The organism is Bacillus sp. S3 (genome assembly GCF_005154805.1).
Lineage (GTDB): Bacteria > Bacillota > Bacilli > Bacillales > Cytobacillaceae > Neobacillus.
In genome coordinates this window covers 838023-853141 of record NZ_CP039727.1, presented here as the reverse complement: position 1 = coordinate 853141, position 15119 = coordinate 838023, and the positions used below count along the sequence as shown (strand labels likewise).

The window sequence follows — 15119 nt, the reverse complement described above, 5'->3', positions numbered from 1 at the left end:
TGTTACCTCCTAAGCTTCGGATCAAGGGCATCCTGCAATCCATCACCTAAAACATTAAACGCGAACATTGTTAAGGAAATGAACAATGTTGGAAAGAACAAACGCCACCAGTATCCTGATAGAATAGTAGATAAGCCATCATTAGCCATTACCCCCCAGCTTGCATGCGGAGCTTGAATTCCCAGACCGATGAAGCTTAAAAATGCTTCTGCAAAAATAGCAGACGGGATCGTTAGCGTCATCTGGACAATTATAGGACCCATTGTATTTGGCAGCAGATTTTTCCGGATAATTCGTGCTGTTTTTGTCCCAAACGTTTTCGATGCCAAAACAAATTCAAAGTTTTTAATTTGCAAGACTTGCCCGCGCACAATCCTTGCCATCCCGACCCAGCCGGTTATGGACAAGGCTAGAATGATGGTGGTTAATCCCGGTCCAATCACGACCATAACTAAAATGACAACTAATAAATACGGAAGGCCATATAGGATTTCCACAAATCTCATCATCAAGTTATCGGTCCGGCCGCCTTTGTAACCGGAAAAACCGCCATAAACAACACCAATTATAAAGTCAATGAGGGCAGCCATTAATCCAACAAATAATGATATTCGCGCACCATAACATGTTCTCGTAAACACGTCTCGCCCTAAATCATCCGTCCCAAACCAATATTCGCTTGATGGAGGCAAATTCTGCAGTGTTAACGATTGTTTTTCCACGGAATGTGGTGAAATCATCGGTCCGAAAATGGCCAATAAAGTTAGTAAGGCTAAGAAAACTAAGCCGGCCATCGCTAATTTATTTTTTAACAGCCTGAGCCATGAATCCTTCCAGTAAGACAAGCTAGGTCTTATGACTGCTTCTGCAGCTGTTTGATTTCGTGCTTTAGGAACAAACCATTCATCTGGAACATCTGGCGAAATATTTCTGTTTTCATGTTTTCGTAGTTCCATTATTTCGCCTCCTTTTTATGCAGTTTTATTCTTGGATCCAATACCCCGTATGCGAGATCGACGATTAACAGCATTAGGATTAAAATGGCACTATAAAAGACCGTTGTTCCCATAATGACGGGATAATCCCGCGTATTGATACTATCAACAAAGTATTTTCCCATCCCCGGGATTGCGAATATTTTTTCAATAACAAATGTCCCTGTTAAGATACTTGCCGCTAATGAACCCAAAACGGTAACAACCGGCAATAGCGCATTTCTTAAGGCATGCTTGAACACAATTTTAACTGGGGACAATCCCTTTGCTTTTGCCGTTTTTATGTAATCTTGCGTTAATACTTCCAGCATAGATGTGCGAGTTAAGCGGGCGATAATCGCCATTGGTCCTGTTGCCAATGCCAAAATCGGCAATACCATATGTTTCGGGCTAGACCATGTAGCGACAGGAAATATTGGAAATCTGACCGCCAATTCCTCAATCAAAAAAGTTGCCATAACAAAGTTCGGTATCGAAATTCCGATTACAGCAATACTCATCGCCACATAGTCGAGAATTCCATTATGTCGAAGGGCAGCAAGCACTCCGAGTAATATCCCTGAAAATATTGCAACTAAAAGTGTATAAAAGCCAAGTTCAAATGATACCGGAAATCCTCTGCCCAGCATGTCGTTAACGGTCTGTGATGATTTTTTAATGGACGGGCCAAGGTCTAATTTCACAAGTGCCGCTAAGTAATTTCCATATTGGACGATGAGCGGTTTATCCAGTTGGTAATAGGCTTCGAGGTTCTTCTGGACTGCTTCATTGGTTGTTCGTTCCTCATTAAATGGTGAACCTGGTACCGAATGCATTAAGAAAAATGTTGCTGTAATGATGAGCCATAACGTGATAATCATCGCTGCAAAACGTTTAATGAAATATGAATTCATGCTTGTCCACTTCCTAACAGAATGTAGTTCTCATCGCCATTTCCGTCATTACGAGCATTGCTTGATAGGCTTCCAAAATGTCTTTTGCTTGAAAACGAACAATGGTTGTTTCTGGGACAATTTCTGTGCCGGGCATTAAATGAGCCCATTCCGCTTCTCCATAGTTGGTAAATTCAATTGATAGAAGTGGGCGGTCCGGCGGTGTAAGCGGTCTCACTTTATCTCTATTTTTTAGTGCAATAGCCGTTTTTTCACGGAGAAGCTGCCCAGCTTTAGTGGGTGTTAACGATTTGACTGCGGACCTTGAGATGGATTCTTTTACAATTGCCGTTGTCACACCCGGGATCAACTGCTCTGCTTCAAATGCAGCACGGTCATCACCAGCAACCATCAGCAGCGGTACATCGTAATATCCTGCGACATAGGCGTTAAATCCAAGTTCGCCCACCGCTACATCATTAATATACATATTGCGGACACCAAAGATCATTGAATGTGACATGACCCCTTTTAGTGCTGCGCGAGCATGGTAGCCAACAAATGCCGCTCCATGAAATGATGCATCTAATCCTTGCACCATTGAAAACGGTTTCACATCACCGGTAATTAATTGTGTCTCAGGGTGAAGCCTCTCAATTAATAGATTGTTCATTTTAGAATGGCTATCATTTACTACTACCTCATTACACCCTGATTCAAAGGCTGCTGTTATGACATGATTCGCTTCATCCGTCATAATAATACGGCTTCGTTCATAATTATGCTTACCGGAATCAACTTGAGTGTGGTCAACCATCCCTGTAATTCCTTCCATGTCAACCGACATATATAATTTCATCCCCAAAACCCTTTCTATCAATTTATAATTTTCTTATTATTATAAATTACTTCCTTCTATTTTACAAACCTCTCAAAAAATGGTATAAAAGTCCCGAAAACGCGCAAAAAAAGCAGGAGAATTCACAATTGAATCCTCCTGCCTTTTTTCTGTAGTTCCAAAGTCGGGGTTTTATTATTTATTTTACATTCTCCTTTATTTAGTAGTTGTAAAATAGAGTTCTCCTAGAATTTCCTTCACTTGATAACGATCTGGTAGAAGCTCTTTTTCAATAAACGAGGTAACATCTGATTGTTCCACATCGTACATGACTTCAATTTCTTTAGAAAATAAAAGTTTTTCTTTTTCCAGCAAGCTAGAAAGAGATGGTTGTTGTTTTGGCTTAAGCTCTTCCAGATTTAAAACTTGTTTTAATCCGTCAACATAGGATTCAAACGGACGCCCGCCACCGATTTTTACGCCTTTATTTTCCTCATTGATCATGATAATGCTTGGAAATCCTCTGACACCTAAGCTTCTGGCAAGAGCAAAATCTTCATTCAATAATTGTTGTCCGATTGGCTGCTCCGCTTCATTTACAATGGCTTCTCCATCAAGACCCAGGTTATTTACGATTTCTATCATAACGGATTTATCTGAAATGTTTTGATTGAAGGCGAAAAGCGCTTCTCTTGCACGGCGCAAATAGTCAAATGCCGTTTTCTCATTGTGATTTTTTTGAATTACCTTAAATACACGAGAGGGTGGGTAGGAGGATTGAACTGGATTATCAATCATTAACGACCCATCAATTGGCATTCTTGAATATTCTCCTACTTCTCTCCAGTGACCAGCAACGTCAGCTGGTTTATAAATTCCGTTTGCAGGATCGATTGGTCCGTCATGCCATTTTTCCAGCAAACCACCCATAACCGTATGAAAGTTAAAATAGTCTCCATACTGCTCTACAAATCGACGAAGCACCGGTTCAATTGCCCAGCAATGCGAACAAATAGGATCCGTCACATAATAAAGATTAATCGATTTTTTTGGTTGATTAAAATCAATAACTTCCATACCCTCTTCTCCAGCTACTCCACAGACACCTGTTTCTAAATCACACATCATATTATTATTGTTTTTCAATTCATTTTTCCCCCTTAATTGTTTTACAAAACGTATCTACGCTTTCCTTTTCAAAAACACAATTGATATTATTTGCTTCACAATTAAATCTTAAGTCATAATGAAAATTATCAACACCGATAGTTCTGTGGATATGTTGTTTATACTACACATTTAAGAAAGTGTTTAAAAAGTAGGGGTGATTACAAAATGACTCAATCAAAGACGGACCCACGAGTACTAAGGACTCGCAAATTAATTATGGATTCTTTCATTGAACTTTCAGGGAATAAGGAATTTAAGGATATTACCGTTAAGGATATTACAACTGAGGCGATGATTAATCGTGCCACATTTTATTATCATTTTGAAGATATATATGATTTATTAGAGAAGGTATTATCAGAAGTATTGTTAGTTAATTTGAATTATGATTTCTACCAGGATGACGAACTTAATGAAGAAGCTTTCGTTAGGCTCTTCACTGCTATCACAAATTTTCAAAAGTCATTGTCCAATCGCTGCCATAGGGGTTACGAAGATACCATTGCCCGTATTATTAGGGAACAGCTCGAAATCATTTTTTACAAACTGTTGTTAAAACAAAATAACACGGAAGAGGACGAAGCTCTAAAGATTACTGCTGTCATATTAAGCTGGGGAATTTACGGGGCTTCTGTAGAATGGCGAAGAAATAGTAAAAAGATACCACCGGAAGAATTTATCAAATCAGCCATTCCTTATATCATTTCTGGGATTGATTTTGGTTCTAAAAACTAACAGGGAAGGCCGCTTGGGCGGTTCTTATGGTTTTTGAAGTGCGGAGCATAAGAACCGTCCATCCTCTTGGTCATATTTCTTTTTTTAATTTTTCTAAGTAAGGCCCTGCTTCCAGCATTTTCGCTCCGTTCCAAAACATCTCGCCATCCACTAAAACGATTTTTGTATTTGGTAGAAACGATTGAAATTCTGCAATATGTTTTTCTTGAAAGGGAAATGGTTCGGAAGCAAGCAGAAGCACATCAAGTTTCGCAGCTGCAAGTTCCTCTTTTGTAACCGTTGGATACCTGGATTCTCCCGTTTCAAAGGGGTTTTGGAAACCAAGTGTGTGCAAGACATCATTAATGTATGTCGTCCCTCCCACTACCATATATGGTTTTCGCCAAATAACATAGGCGGCGTTTAGATTCTGCTTGTCTGCACGAACAGGGAAGGATGCTTTGCAGGATGTGATGAGGCGGCTAGCTGCCTGTTGTCTATTTGTTAATAACCCCAGCGTTTCGATCAGTCGGTAGGATTCCTCAATTTTTTGTACTTCCAAAACAAAAACTGGAGCAATTTTTTCAAGTGCAAGTACAATTTCTTCGGTGTTTTCTTCTTTTTCGGCTAGAATAAGATCCGCTTGTAAATTACGAATTGTTTCCACGTTTACTTCTTTTGTACCGCCGACGACTGCTACTTCATCAACGATCCCTTTTGGAAAAATGCAATATTTTGTCCGGCCAACTATTTCATTCTCCAGGCCTAAGGCAAAGAGTGTCTCCGTAATTGCTGGACAAATGGAAATAATCCGCTTGGGCACAGCCGGAATATTCACCCGTCTACCAAGATGATCAGTTATTGAATGTGTCATCAAATCTCCCCCTTATGGCAGCTTTAATTGTCACTTTATAGTTTACTATTTTCTTACATGGAACATTGATCTTACTGACCGATGCACTTATTGGCGACCTGTCCTCATCTTTTTTCAGAGTTTCGGGCTCCTATAACCCTTATTGGCGACCGGTCCCCCTCTTTTTTCAGAGTTTCGGGCTCCTATAACCCTTATTGGCGACCGGTCCCCCTCTTTTTTCAGAGTTTCGTGCTCTTATAGCCTTTATTGGCGACCTTTTCTTTTCTTCTTTCCACTCTATTTACCATTCATTTGTTAATACAATCTTTCCAATTGCCTGATGAGATTCCAATAAAGTATGTGCCTCATTTACTTGATTAAAACTAAAAACCCTTCCATCTACTAACGGCTGAAGTTTCCCTTCCTCTACAAGCTTCGTTACTTCTCGTAAAATATTCCCGTATTCCTGCCTTTTTTCCTTATTCATGATTTTTAAAATCATGAAGGTAATATGTAAGGTCAGTGCTTTAGCATGGAGAGGTGACAAATCATGCGTGGAGCGTGCGGCAATTGATAGGACTGTTCCGTAAGTGGCCGCAGCCTGAAAAGATCGATCAAGGTTTTCGCCGCCAACCGTATCGAACACAATGTCAAACCCTTTTCCATCTGTATATTCCTTTACGTACTGCTCGACTGACTGTTCCCGATAATTAATGGCAACATCTGCGCCTAAACGCTTACCAATACTTAATTTTTCGTCAGATGAAGCCGTTGTAAATACTTTTGCCCCAGCTAACTTTGCCAGTTGAATGGCGACATGACCTACTCCGCCTGTGGCTCCATGAATAAGTACTGTTTCCCCGTTTTGAACATTTGCCCGATTATAAAGTGCCTCCCATGCTGTAATAGTTACCAGAGGAAGCGCCGCCGCTTGTGCCATCGTTAGATTGGTTGGTTTCGCAGCTAGAAGCTGTACGTCCGCAAGCATATATTCGGCCAGGGCACCACCTGTTCCTTTAACACCACCGGCGCAGCCAAAAACTTCATCACCAACCTTGAACTCTGATACTCCTTCTCCCACCTCTACAATGACTCCAGCTACATCACCGTGAAGGATCGCTGGAAATTCCGGTGCAATCGCTGCTACCGCTCCAGACCGAATCTTTGTATCAATTGGATTGACACTTGTTGCTTTTACTTGAATGACAACATGCCCAGGAATGGCTTCAGGCTTAGGAACCTCAGCCATTTCAAAAACAGATGGATCTCCAAATTTTTTAATCACTTGTGCTTTCATTCGTTATCACCCTCCTCTCCTCATTTTACACTAGGCACTTATACTTTTAGAAACAATATGAATTTTCAAACATCTTTAGTAATCACGCAACGTACAAAAAAACTTGAGAATCACGCTCTACAAGTTTTTTTGCTTTATTTCCCTATAAACTCCTGAGTCCAATAGTTTCCTTGTGAAACGTAACCTACTCCAATATAGTTGTAGTTTGGACTTAGAATGTTCTTGCGGTGCCCTTCACTATTCATCCAAGCCTTCACAACTTCCTCAGGAGTTCTTTGTCCCATAGCAATGTTTTCACCTGCTGAACGATAGGTAATCCCGTATTTCTTCATCATATCAAACGGGGAACCATATGTTGGGCTTGTGTGGCTGAAATAGCCATTGGCAGACATATCACGAGATTTTTCATGAGCCATTTTGCTTAGCGTCAAATCCACTTTAAGGGCAGGTAAACCGTTTTTAGCACGTTCTTGATTTGTAAGGTCAACAACCTTTTGTTCATATGCACTTAAAGTACTTGCAGGTTGTGAAGTTGCCGGCTGTTGCTGCACTGGTTTAGCCTCGGCAGTCTGAGCTGGCTGCTGCTGTACCGGTTTAGCCTCTGCAGTCTTAGTTGGCTGCTGAGCTGACCCTATTTGATTCTTCTGTGTTTGAGATGGCTGCTTTACTGCGTTAGTGGAAAATCCAAAACTAGCAAGATATTTTTCTATGATACTATTAAGTTCATTCATGTCACTGCCTTGGTACACATATACTTTTTCTTGCACCTGTGGGCTAGTCGTTGCAGCAGCTGCCTTATTGATCACAGGATTAGCCATCACCAATGCCGAAGCGGCCGCAATTGTTAGAATTAATTTCTTCTTTATCATATTCCCATCCTCCCGTTTTGGAAAAATTCCTTTCAAATTCACATTCATTGTACCATATGATTTTTGTCATATTTAAGGAAGAATTTAACAGCTAGCAGCCCAGCTACTAATTATAAATAATTCTATTCTTTTGGTATGCCGACTCTATCAACAATTTCAATGATTCAACTTAAATTTCCCCTAGTCCAAATGGTTTTCCACTTTTATGAATTCCTCCCAGTAATTATAGTGAATAAAGGGATTGACAGTTCTTAACCGCTGAGATTTTATAACAAATATTTCAGCTAAATATCGTAAATTACAGCTATATTTTATTAACAAGAATATAAATAACGCTCAGAATGCTCTGAGCGTTATTTGTCACTCGCACCCTTGGACAGGCACGGTCTTGATCATTTCCCCTGTTCCGGATACATTTCTTTCAAAAACGTGACGGACTCCTTAATTAATGCCCTTAACACATCAACATCAATATCTGCTACTTTATTAATGTAGACACATGCTTTTCCTGTTGTATGTTTCCCAAACTCCTCTAGCAATTCTTCCCGTTTCGTTTCTCCAGGAGCAAAATATAAACTGATTTTTACTTTACGAGGTGAGAAACCAACTAGCGGTGCATCCCCTTCATGCCCTGACTCATATTTATAATGATAGGAACCGAATCCAATGATACTGGGACCCCACATCTTTGCTGGATAACCCGTCGTTTCCGTAAAGATATCTAATAATTTATAGGCATCTTCACGTTTTTTTAGACTATCAACCTTTTCAATAAATTCAATCACACTATTCTCGGTCTCTTTTGTTTTTAATTCGTACATGATTTGCACACTCCTTTTTTTCATTTATCTCCGAAAACACGAAAATCCTTCTATTTTTGCTTGTATCTTTTCTACGTTAAAAAATGGAAAAAGGTTTCATTTGCCAATGAGTTGCATTTGTTTAACCCTTGCAGGAATCCTAATCCTTTGAAAATCTTACAAAATTTTATAGTATAGGGATAGAAAAATGAATTTTGGAGGGGTCATATTGGAATTAACTGTGTATTTAGCTGGGCAGATTCATGATACTTGGAGAGAAGACGTAAAGAAAAAGGCAAAAGAAAAAAATCTACCCTTAGTATTTGTCGCACCTCAAACAAACCATGAACGATCAGACAATATCGGCGAAGAAATTCTCGGTCCTCAGCCCGGAAATTTCTATAAGGATGATGCTGCCTCTGATATAAACAATTTCAGAACCCAGGTTTTAATGCAGAAATCAGATATAGTCATTGCCCTATTTGGTGAAAAGTATAAGCAATGGAATACAGCCATGGATGCCAGCACAGCAATTGCAATGAACAAACCTACCATAATCATTAGGCCTGAATCATTAATACATCCATTAAAAGAACTTTCCAATAAAGCGAATGTAACTGTGGAAACCGTTGATCAAGCCTTGGATGTTATAAGTTATATTTTTGAATAATGATTTTGACACAATCGAGGTCAGGCAACCGTAGATAAACCATATTAAAATCACAAGCAAAATCTTCTCTAGATTTTTGCTTGTGAATTCCTTCGACTATTTCAAAAAAGAATGTCGCATTTTTGGATTCGCTCATTAAATGGCAATATCCGCCCATTGAACATCGATATTCGCCCATTGAATGGCATTATTCGCCCATAAGACGCCTAAATCCGCTCATTGAAGTGTTATGAGGTTAATAAATCATGCAATACCCATTCTAAAGGATTAATTTATACAGGCCACATTACCTGTAAATTTTAAAATGCCTGACCCCCATTCACTAATCCGGGGCCAGGCACCTATTATTAGATATCATTTCTGTTTTTTACGACTGTATTTATACCTTTTTAACAAATTCAGATTTTAATTTCATTGCTCCAAAACCATCAATTTTACAATCAATATCATGGTCCCCATCAACTAAACGTATATTTTTCACTTTTGTGCCTACTTTTAAGACGGATGAGCTTCCTTTTACTTTCAGGTCCTTGATGACTGTTACAGAATCCCCATCAGTTAAAACATTTCCATTTGCATCCTTGACGATCTTTTGGTCTTCATTATTTTCCGTTTCTGAGTTTAAAGCCCACTCATGAGCACATTCCGGGCAAACAAAAAGGCTTTGATCCTCATACGTGTATTCTGAATTACATTTTGGACAGTTTGGTAAACTTGACATATTCTCATTTCCTCCATTCATCCCTGTAAATTTCCAAATATAAGAATATCGATCGTGAACTGAAAATTTCATAGGGAGATCATACTATCCATCTACATTGGCATACTCTCCTTCTATCGACAAGCCCTCCTAGAAACCGGATTAACACCTTAAGAAAGTCGCCTATTCGAAAAAAAGCCGCGCACAAGATTTTCCAAAAAAAAAAATTGATTTTCCTCTTGCTATTTATGCAATATACTGATAATATGAAAAAGTTCTTTTTAATTGGAAAGCTACTATTCAAATTATTGAGTCTTTCCAAGCAGATAATTTTGACCACTTCATTTTAGGAAGTTAAGGCCATACGGACAGCCGGGTCAAATGCCGATTGGCAACTATAGTTGCCCTATTGATTGAGTTAAAAGCTCAAATTTTATAAGTTGGTTACTTTACAACCAGTGCAAATGCACACAACTTGTGAAACGGTCAATAAGAGTGGTAAAAGTAATTATTTGCTATATAGACTCTGATCCTATAATGATATATTTTGAATATTAAAGAGCTTTCTGCCATAATGTCCCAGGACTTTTATGATAGATGTATACTTAGGGCTTTTGTCATGTATATACCTTCTTTTTAATATTGATGATTATATCTAAAGCAAGTGTTGTGCGCAGGTTTGCGTTTTACACTTGCTTTTTTTGTTGTTGTGCAATTTTTTTAAAAAATCTATTAAGTCAGGAGATTAAAAACATGGGGAAAGCTCTTATTATTGGTGCTGGCGGCGTGGCATCCGTTGCCGTCCACAAATGCGTTCAAAACAGTGAGGTATTTGAAGAAATCTGCATTGCAAGCCGGACAAAATCAAAATGTGATGATTTAAAAGCCAAACTTGATGGCCGCAAAACAAAAATTACAACTGCACAAGTGGATGCAGATAATGTAGATGAGTTAATCGCATTAATCAATGAAGTAAAACCTGATATTGTGATGAATTTAGCGTTACCGTACCAAGACTTAACCATCATGGATGCTTGTCTTGCAACAAAAACACACTACATGGATACCGCAAACTATGAGCCAGAAGATACAGCTAAATTTGAATACAAATGGCAATGGGAATACCGTGAGCGTTTTGAAAAAGCCGGCATTACTGCTCTTTTAGGCAGCGGCTTTGACCCAGGTGTAACTGGCGTATTCTCTGCTTATGCGTTAAAACATTATTTTGATGAAATCGAATATATTGACATCCTTGACTGTAATGGCGGTGACCATGGCTATCCGTTCGCCACAAATTTCAACCCTGAAATCAATATTCGTGAAGTTTCTGCCAACGGTCGTTATTGGGAAAACGGCGAATGGATTGAAACGGAGCCAATGGAAATCAAGCGTGAGTATAACTTTGCTGAAGTGGGTCAGAAAGATATGTACTTGCTATACCACGAAGAACTTGAGTCTCTTGCTCAAAATATCCCTGGGATTAAGCGTATTCGTTTCTTCATGACATTTGGCCAAAGCTATCTTACACACCTTAAGGCCCTTGAAAATGTTGGAATGACTTCCATTGAGCCAATTGAATTCGAAGGAAAACAAATCATCCCGCTTCAATTCTTAAAGGCAGTATTACCAGATCCGGCAACCCTAGGACCTCGTACAGTTGGCAAAACAAACATCGGCTGTATTTTTAGAGGAAAAAAGGACGGAAAAGAAAAAACCTATTATGTATACAATGTATGTGACCACCAAGAGTGCTATAGGGAAGTTGGCTCTCAAGCCGTTTCTTATACAACAGGTGTGCCTGCCATGATCGGTGCAGCGATGATCATGACCGGTAAATGGAACAAAGCTGGCGTATACAATATTGAAGAATTTGATCCAGATCCATTCATGGAAGAATTAAACAAATGGGGACTGCCATGGGTAGAAGATTTTAATCCAGTTCTTGTTGACGATGAACCTGCTCAAAAAAAAGAAGCGGAGCTAATTAAATAAAATGCGGTTTGAAGAATTACCAACACCATGTTATGTCGTCGATGAAAGTCTCGTCGAAAGAAATCTAAAAATCCTTAACGGTGTTATGCAGCGTACAGGAGCTAAGATTGTTTTGGCACAAAAGGCATTTTCTATGACAACAATGTATCCCCTCATTGGAACATATTTAAGTGGTACTACCGCAAGTGGATTATTCGAGGCACGTCTAGGTTACGAAGAAATGGGCAAAGAGAATCACGTCTTTGCCCCTGCCTACCGTGAAGATGAAATCGATGAAATTATCTCGATTTGCGATCATATTATCTTTAATTCTTTTTCACAGCTAGAAAAATTTAAAGCTAAAGCTCTTAAAGCTGGCAGGAAAGTTGGCCTGCGCATCAATCCTGAATGCTCAACACAAATTGGCCATGCCATATATGATCCATGTTCACCAGGTTCTCGATTCGGTGTAACCCGTGAGCATTTCCGTCCCGAATTGCTTGAAGGTGTTTCAGGTTTGCATTTCCACACACTCTGTCAGCAAAACTCTGATGACTTGGAAACTACACTTAATGCGGTTGAAGAAAGGTTTGGAGAATGGCTGCCACAAATGGAATGGATCAATTTCGGCGGCGGTCACCACATCACAAGGGAAGATTACGATATTCCGAGATTAGAAGCTTGTATTAAGAGAATGCAGGATAAATATAATTTAGAAGTTTATCTTGAGCCTGGAGAAGCAATCGCCCTTAATGCAGGTTATCTCATTACATCCGTACTTGATTTACATCAAAACGGAATGGATATTGCAATTCTTGATACTTCTGCCACCTGCCATATGCCAGATGTGCTGGAAATGCCTTATCGTCCTCCACTTCTTGGATCAGGTGAAGCAGGCGAGAAACCATTCACCTATCGACTTGGCGGGCAAACCTGTCTTACAGGCGACGTCATCGGAGATTATTCTTTCGATCAGCCATTAAAGAGCGGCGACCGTTTAGTTTTTGGTGATATGGCGATCTATACGATGGTCAAAAACACGACTTTCAACGGCATGCCATTACCAGCCATCGCTGTACAAGCTAAAGATGGAGACTGCCGGATTGTTCACCAATTTGGCTATCAAGATTTTAAGATGAGACTTGCTTGAGTATGACATGGGGACAGGCCAAGTGTTTTAACTGAAACACTTGCCTGTCCCCTCGCTTTAAGATGAAAAGTCTGAATTATTTTTGAACACTTAATATTTAGATAAATTTCAATAAAAAATAGTTTATACTATAAAGAAAACGGAAAAAGAAGATGATATTTTGTTATGTAAAAGTCTAGAGTTCAAAAATGTTGTTGGACAAAAAATTAAAGTAATTGACATCCCTGTATTAGCCATAAATAATCGTTATTATTTTATGATTCAAGTACGGCTGCAAATCTTTGTTTCATACATTTACACTCATCCACAAGAAAAAAGCTGCTATTCCTTTCGTGATTATTTAAAACGAAAAATGAACTGGTCTGATTTCAAGGATTTATTTAGTGCTCAGGAGGTTGAAAATAGAGCTTAATCACCTTCACTAAAACACTGGGAGTCAGGCACCTTTTGCAATCCTCGAAAATGATGCCTGACTCCCTCCATATTTGTGAATTCCCCCCATATTTTCAGGCCAAATTAACCACCTAATATAGGAAAGTAGTTTCATTTCCAAAACTTTACTGAAGATGGTAAACTAGGAATATATTAATCCTATCATCTCATACTTAATTCAAATAATGGTAATATCTGTGCCATACAGTCTAGTAAAATAATAGTGATTATTTAAGCATAATAAGGTAAACTAATCGAGGGTTTTGTTACCAAAACACTAGATTAGTCGATAGACAGTCTTACAATAGGTAATTAGGTAGGCGGAGGGAAGGTTTATGAACAACAAGGCAACTGAATCAGCTGGGGAAGTTGATAAAAGACGGCGTGTAAAATCTACCAAGCGGTTTAAAAGCTGGAAGCTTTTATCGACGGGTATCATCATTATTATTGCGCTTCTAATTGGAGGAATTAGTTATTATCAGGCAACCCGCTTCAATTCGCAGATTACGATTAATGATACAAATATTGGCGGGCTGACTGCTGAGCAGGCAATAAAAAAATTAAAAACAGCTGAATTACAAAACAGAGTCTATATCGGACAACAGCTCATTTTAGATGAAAAAGACACAAAGATGGGATTTACTGATAAAGATTTGCATGAGGTTAAAAAATTACAAAAAAGCCAGTGGACATTTTTTCCTTCCTCAAAGGGTATAAATTATTTGCTGATACCCGAAAAGGCGGATCAATATCGAAGCAAAACGATGAAAAAGCTTGTAAAAGAAAAGCTCTTATCCATGAATAAGCATTTACAAGCTCCCCAAGACGCTGAGGCGAAGCTGGAACAGGGCAAGATTGTTATCACTAAAAGCATGAATGGTGAACAATATGATGTCACTAGTCTATTGCAGGATTACGACAAGCAGGATTTTAAAAGTAACATTCATTTGAAGCCTGTCTACATTCAACCCGTCAAAGAAAACAGTTCAATTGTGAAAAATGAAGAGAAAAAGCTGAGTGAACTCCTTCAACAAACGATTGAATATAAGGTTCAGGATCAAGTTTATTCATTAGATGCCAGTGAATTAATTAAAAATGCCTCTGTGTCTAAAGACATGAAGATTACCATCACTGAGAGTGATATTAAGAACAAGATTGATGAAATTAATCGTTCTCAATCCACATTAAATAAAGATTTTGCATTTAAAACCCACTCAGGCTCGGTCATAACAGTGAAAGGAAAAGGCTATGGCTGGGCAATTGATGCTGATAAAGAAACAACGCGGATTCAAGAGGCTTTTGAAAAAGGGGAAAAATCGATTCCTGCATCAAATATTTACGGCAATGGCTGGAGTAATGAAGGCATCGGTTATGAAACAACAACGAATAATGGCATTGGCGACACATATGCGGAAGTATCCATTGCCGAACAGCGTATTTGGATTTACAAAGATGGAAAATTGGCACTTACAACGCATGTAGTGACCGGCAAACATAGCACTGGTGAAGATACAACACCAGGAGTGTGGTATATCCTCTATAAACGCCAACAGTACACACTTAAGGGCACTGCGGTAGGTAAAGGCGATTATGCCGTTAAGGTAAATTACTGGGCTCCGTTTACAAACAGCGGCCAAGGGTTCCACGATGCCAGCTGGAGGACAAATTGGTCAAGTACTGCTTATTTAACAGCAGGTTCAGGCGGCTGCGTCAACACGCCTCCTAGTTTGATGAAAAGCGTATATGATAACCTCAGCACTTACGACCCGGTTGTCATTTACTAACGAC

15 protein-coding genes are annotated in these 15119 nt (G+C 39.1%); 6 read left to right on the top strand and 9 right to left on the bottom strand.

Annotated features, from left to right (window positions below):
- Positions 1-2: 2 nt before the first annotated feature.
- The 4 genes from FAY30_RS03945 to FAY30_RS03930 all read right to left on the bottom strand — a co-directional run bounded on the left by FAY30_RS03945 (position 3) and on the right by FAY30_RS03930 (position 3833).
- Positions 3-956, bottom strand: coding sequence for an ABC transporter permease (locus FAY30_RS03945; RefSeq protein ID WP_149868659.1), 954 nt, complete (start codon positions 954-956; stop codon positions 3-5).
- Positions 956-1888 (bottom strand): ABC transporter permease, encoded by a 933-nt coding sequence (locus FAY30_RS03940; protein WP_149868658.1) that lies wholly within the window; start codon positions 1886-1888, stop codon positions 956-958. Before FAY30_RS03940 ends, FAY30_RS03945 begins: the two co-directional genes overlap by 1 nt.
- Before the next feature lie 13 nt (positions 1889-1901).
- Positions 1902-2726: a M55 family metallopeptidase gene (locus FAY30_RS03935; RefSeq protein WP_149868657.1), complete on the bottom strand. Its 825-nt coding sequence runs from the start codon at positions 2724-2726 to the stop codon at positions 1902-1904.
- Positions 2727-2921: 195 nt separating this feature from the next.
- Entirely contained in the window at positions 2922-3833 is a 912-nt protein-coding gene (locus FAY30_RS03930) for a DsbA family protein (RefSeq protein WP_149872582.1), read from the bottom strand.
- Positions 3834-4040: 207 nt separating this feature from the next.
- On the opposite strand from FAY30_RS03930, the gene FAY30_RS03925 reads away from it, so the two are divergent.
- Positions 4041-4610, top strand: a complete 570-nt coding sequence (locus FAY30_RS03925; RefSeq protein ID WP_149868656.1) for a TetR/AcrR family transcriptional regulator — start codon at positions 4041-4043, stop codon at positions 4608-4610.
- A 70-nt stretch (positions 4611-4680) separates the two neighbouring features.
- Here the strand turns inward: FAY30_RS03925 and FAY30_RS03920 are convergent, their stop codons facing one another.
- The 4 genes from FAY30_RS03920 to FAY30_RS03905 form a co-directional block, all read right to left on the bottom strand.
- Positions 4681-5463 carry an ABC transporter substrate-binding protein gene (locus FAY30_RS03920; protein ID WP_149868655.1) on the bottom strand — a complete coding sequence of 261 codons (783 nt, stop codon included), beginning with the start codon at positions 5461-5463 and terminating at the stop codon, positions 4681-4683.
- Positions 5464-5743: 280 nt separating this feature from the next.
- The gene (locus FAY30_RS03915) at positions 5744-6739 is read right to left on the bottom strand and encodes a zinc-dependent alcohol dehydrogenase family protein (protein ID WP_149868654.1); all 996 of its coding nucleotides are present in this window, start codon (positions 6737-6739) and stop codon (positions 5744-5746) included.
- Between the two features lie 134 nt (positions 6740-6873).
- Positions 6874-7608 carry a CAP domain-containing protein gene (locus FAY30_RS03910; RefSeq protein ID WP_149868653.1) on the bottom strand — a complete coding sequence of 245 codons (735 nt, stop codon included), beginning with the start codon at positions 7606-7608 and terminating at the stop codon, positions 6874-6876.
- A gap of 392 nt (positions 7609-8000) precedes the next feature.
- Positions 8001-8429: a DUF1801 domain-containing protein gene (locus FAY30_RS03905; RefSeq protein WP_149868652.1), complete on the bottom strand. Its 429-nt coding sequence runs from the start codon at positions 8427-8429 to the stop codon at positions 8001-8003.
- Positions 8430-8637: 208 nt separating this feature from the next.
- Here FAY30_RS03905 and FAY30_RS03900 point away from each other — a divergent pair, with 208 nt between their 5' ends.
- Positions 8638-9078: a YtoQ family protein gene (locus FAY30_RS03900; protein ID WP_149868651.1), complete on the top strand. Its 441-nt coding sequence runs from the start codon at positions 8638-8640 to the stop codon at positions 9076-9078.
- A 379-nt stretch (positions 9079-9457) separates the two neighbouring features.
- Here FAY30_RS03900 and FAY30_RS03895 read toward each other — a convergent pair whose 3' ends face one another.
- Complete coding sequence (locus tag FAY30_RS03895; protein WP_149868650.1) at positions 9458-9799, bottom strand: zinc ribbon domain-containing protein YjdM; 342 nt, start codon at positions 9797-9799, stop codon at positions 9458-9460.
- Positions 9800-10531: 732 nt separating this feature from the next.
- Between FAY30_RS03895 and FAY30_RS03890 the strand changes: the two genes are divergently transcribed.
- The 4 genes from FAY30_RS03890 to FAY30_RS03875 all read left to right on the top strand — a co-directional run bounded on the left by FAY30_RS03890 (position 10532) and on the right by FAY30_RS03875 (position 15115).
- Entirely contained in the window at positions 10532-11770 is a 1239-nt protein-coding gene (locus tag FAY30_RS03890) for a saccharopine dehydrogenase family protein (protein WP_149868649.1), read from the top strand.
- Position 11771: 1 nt separating this feature from the next.
- A complete protein-coding gene (gene nspC, locus FAY30_RS03885; RefSeq protein WP_149868648.1) occupies positions 11772-12899 on the top strand; it encodes a carboxynorspermidine decarboxylase in 1128 nt (375 codons plus the stop codon).
- Between the two features lie 160 nt (positions 12900-13059).
- Positions 13060-13311 (top strand): DUF2535 family protein, encoded by a 252-nt coding sequence (locus tag FAY30_RS03880; protein ID WP_149868647.1) that lies wholly within the window; start codon positions 13060-13062, stop codon positions 13309-13311.
- Positions 13312-13666: 355 nt separating this feature from the next.
- Entirely contained in the window at positions 13667-15115 is a 1449-nt protein-coding gene (locus FAY30_RS03875) for a L,D-transpeptidase family protein (protein ID WP_149868646.1), read from the top strand.
- The last annotated feature ends 4 nt before the right edge of the window (positions 15116-15119 follow it).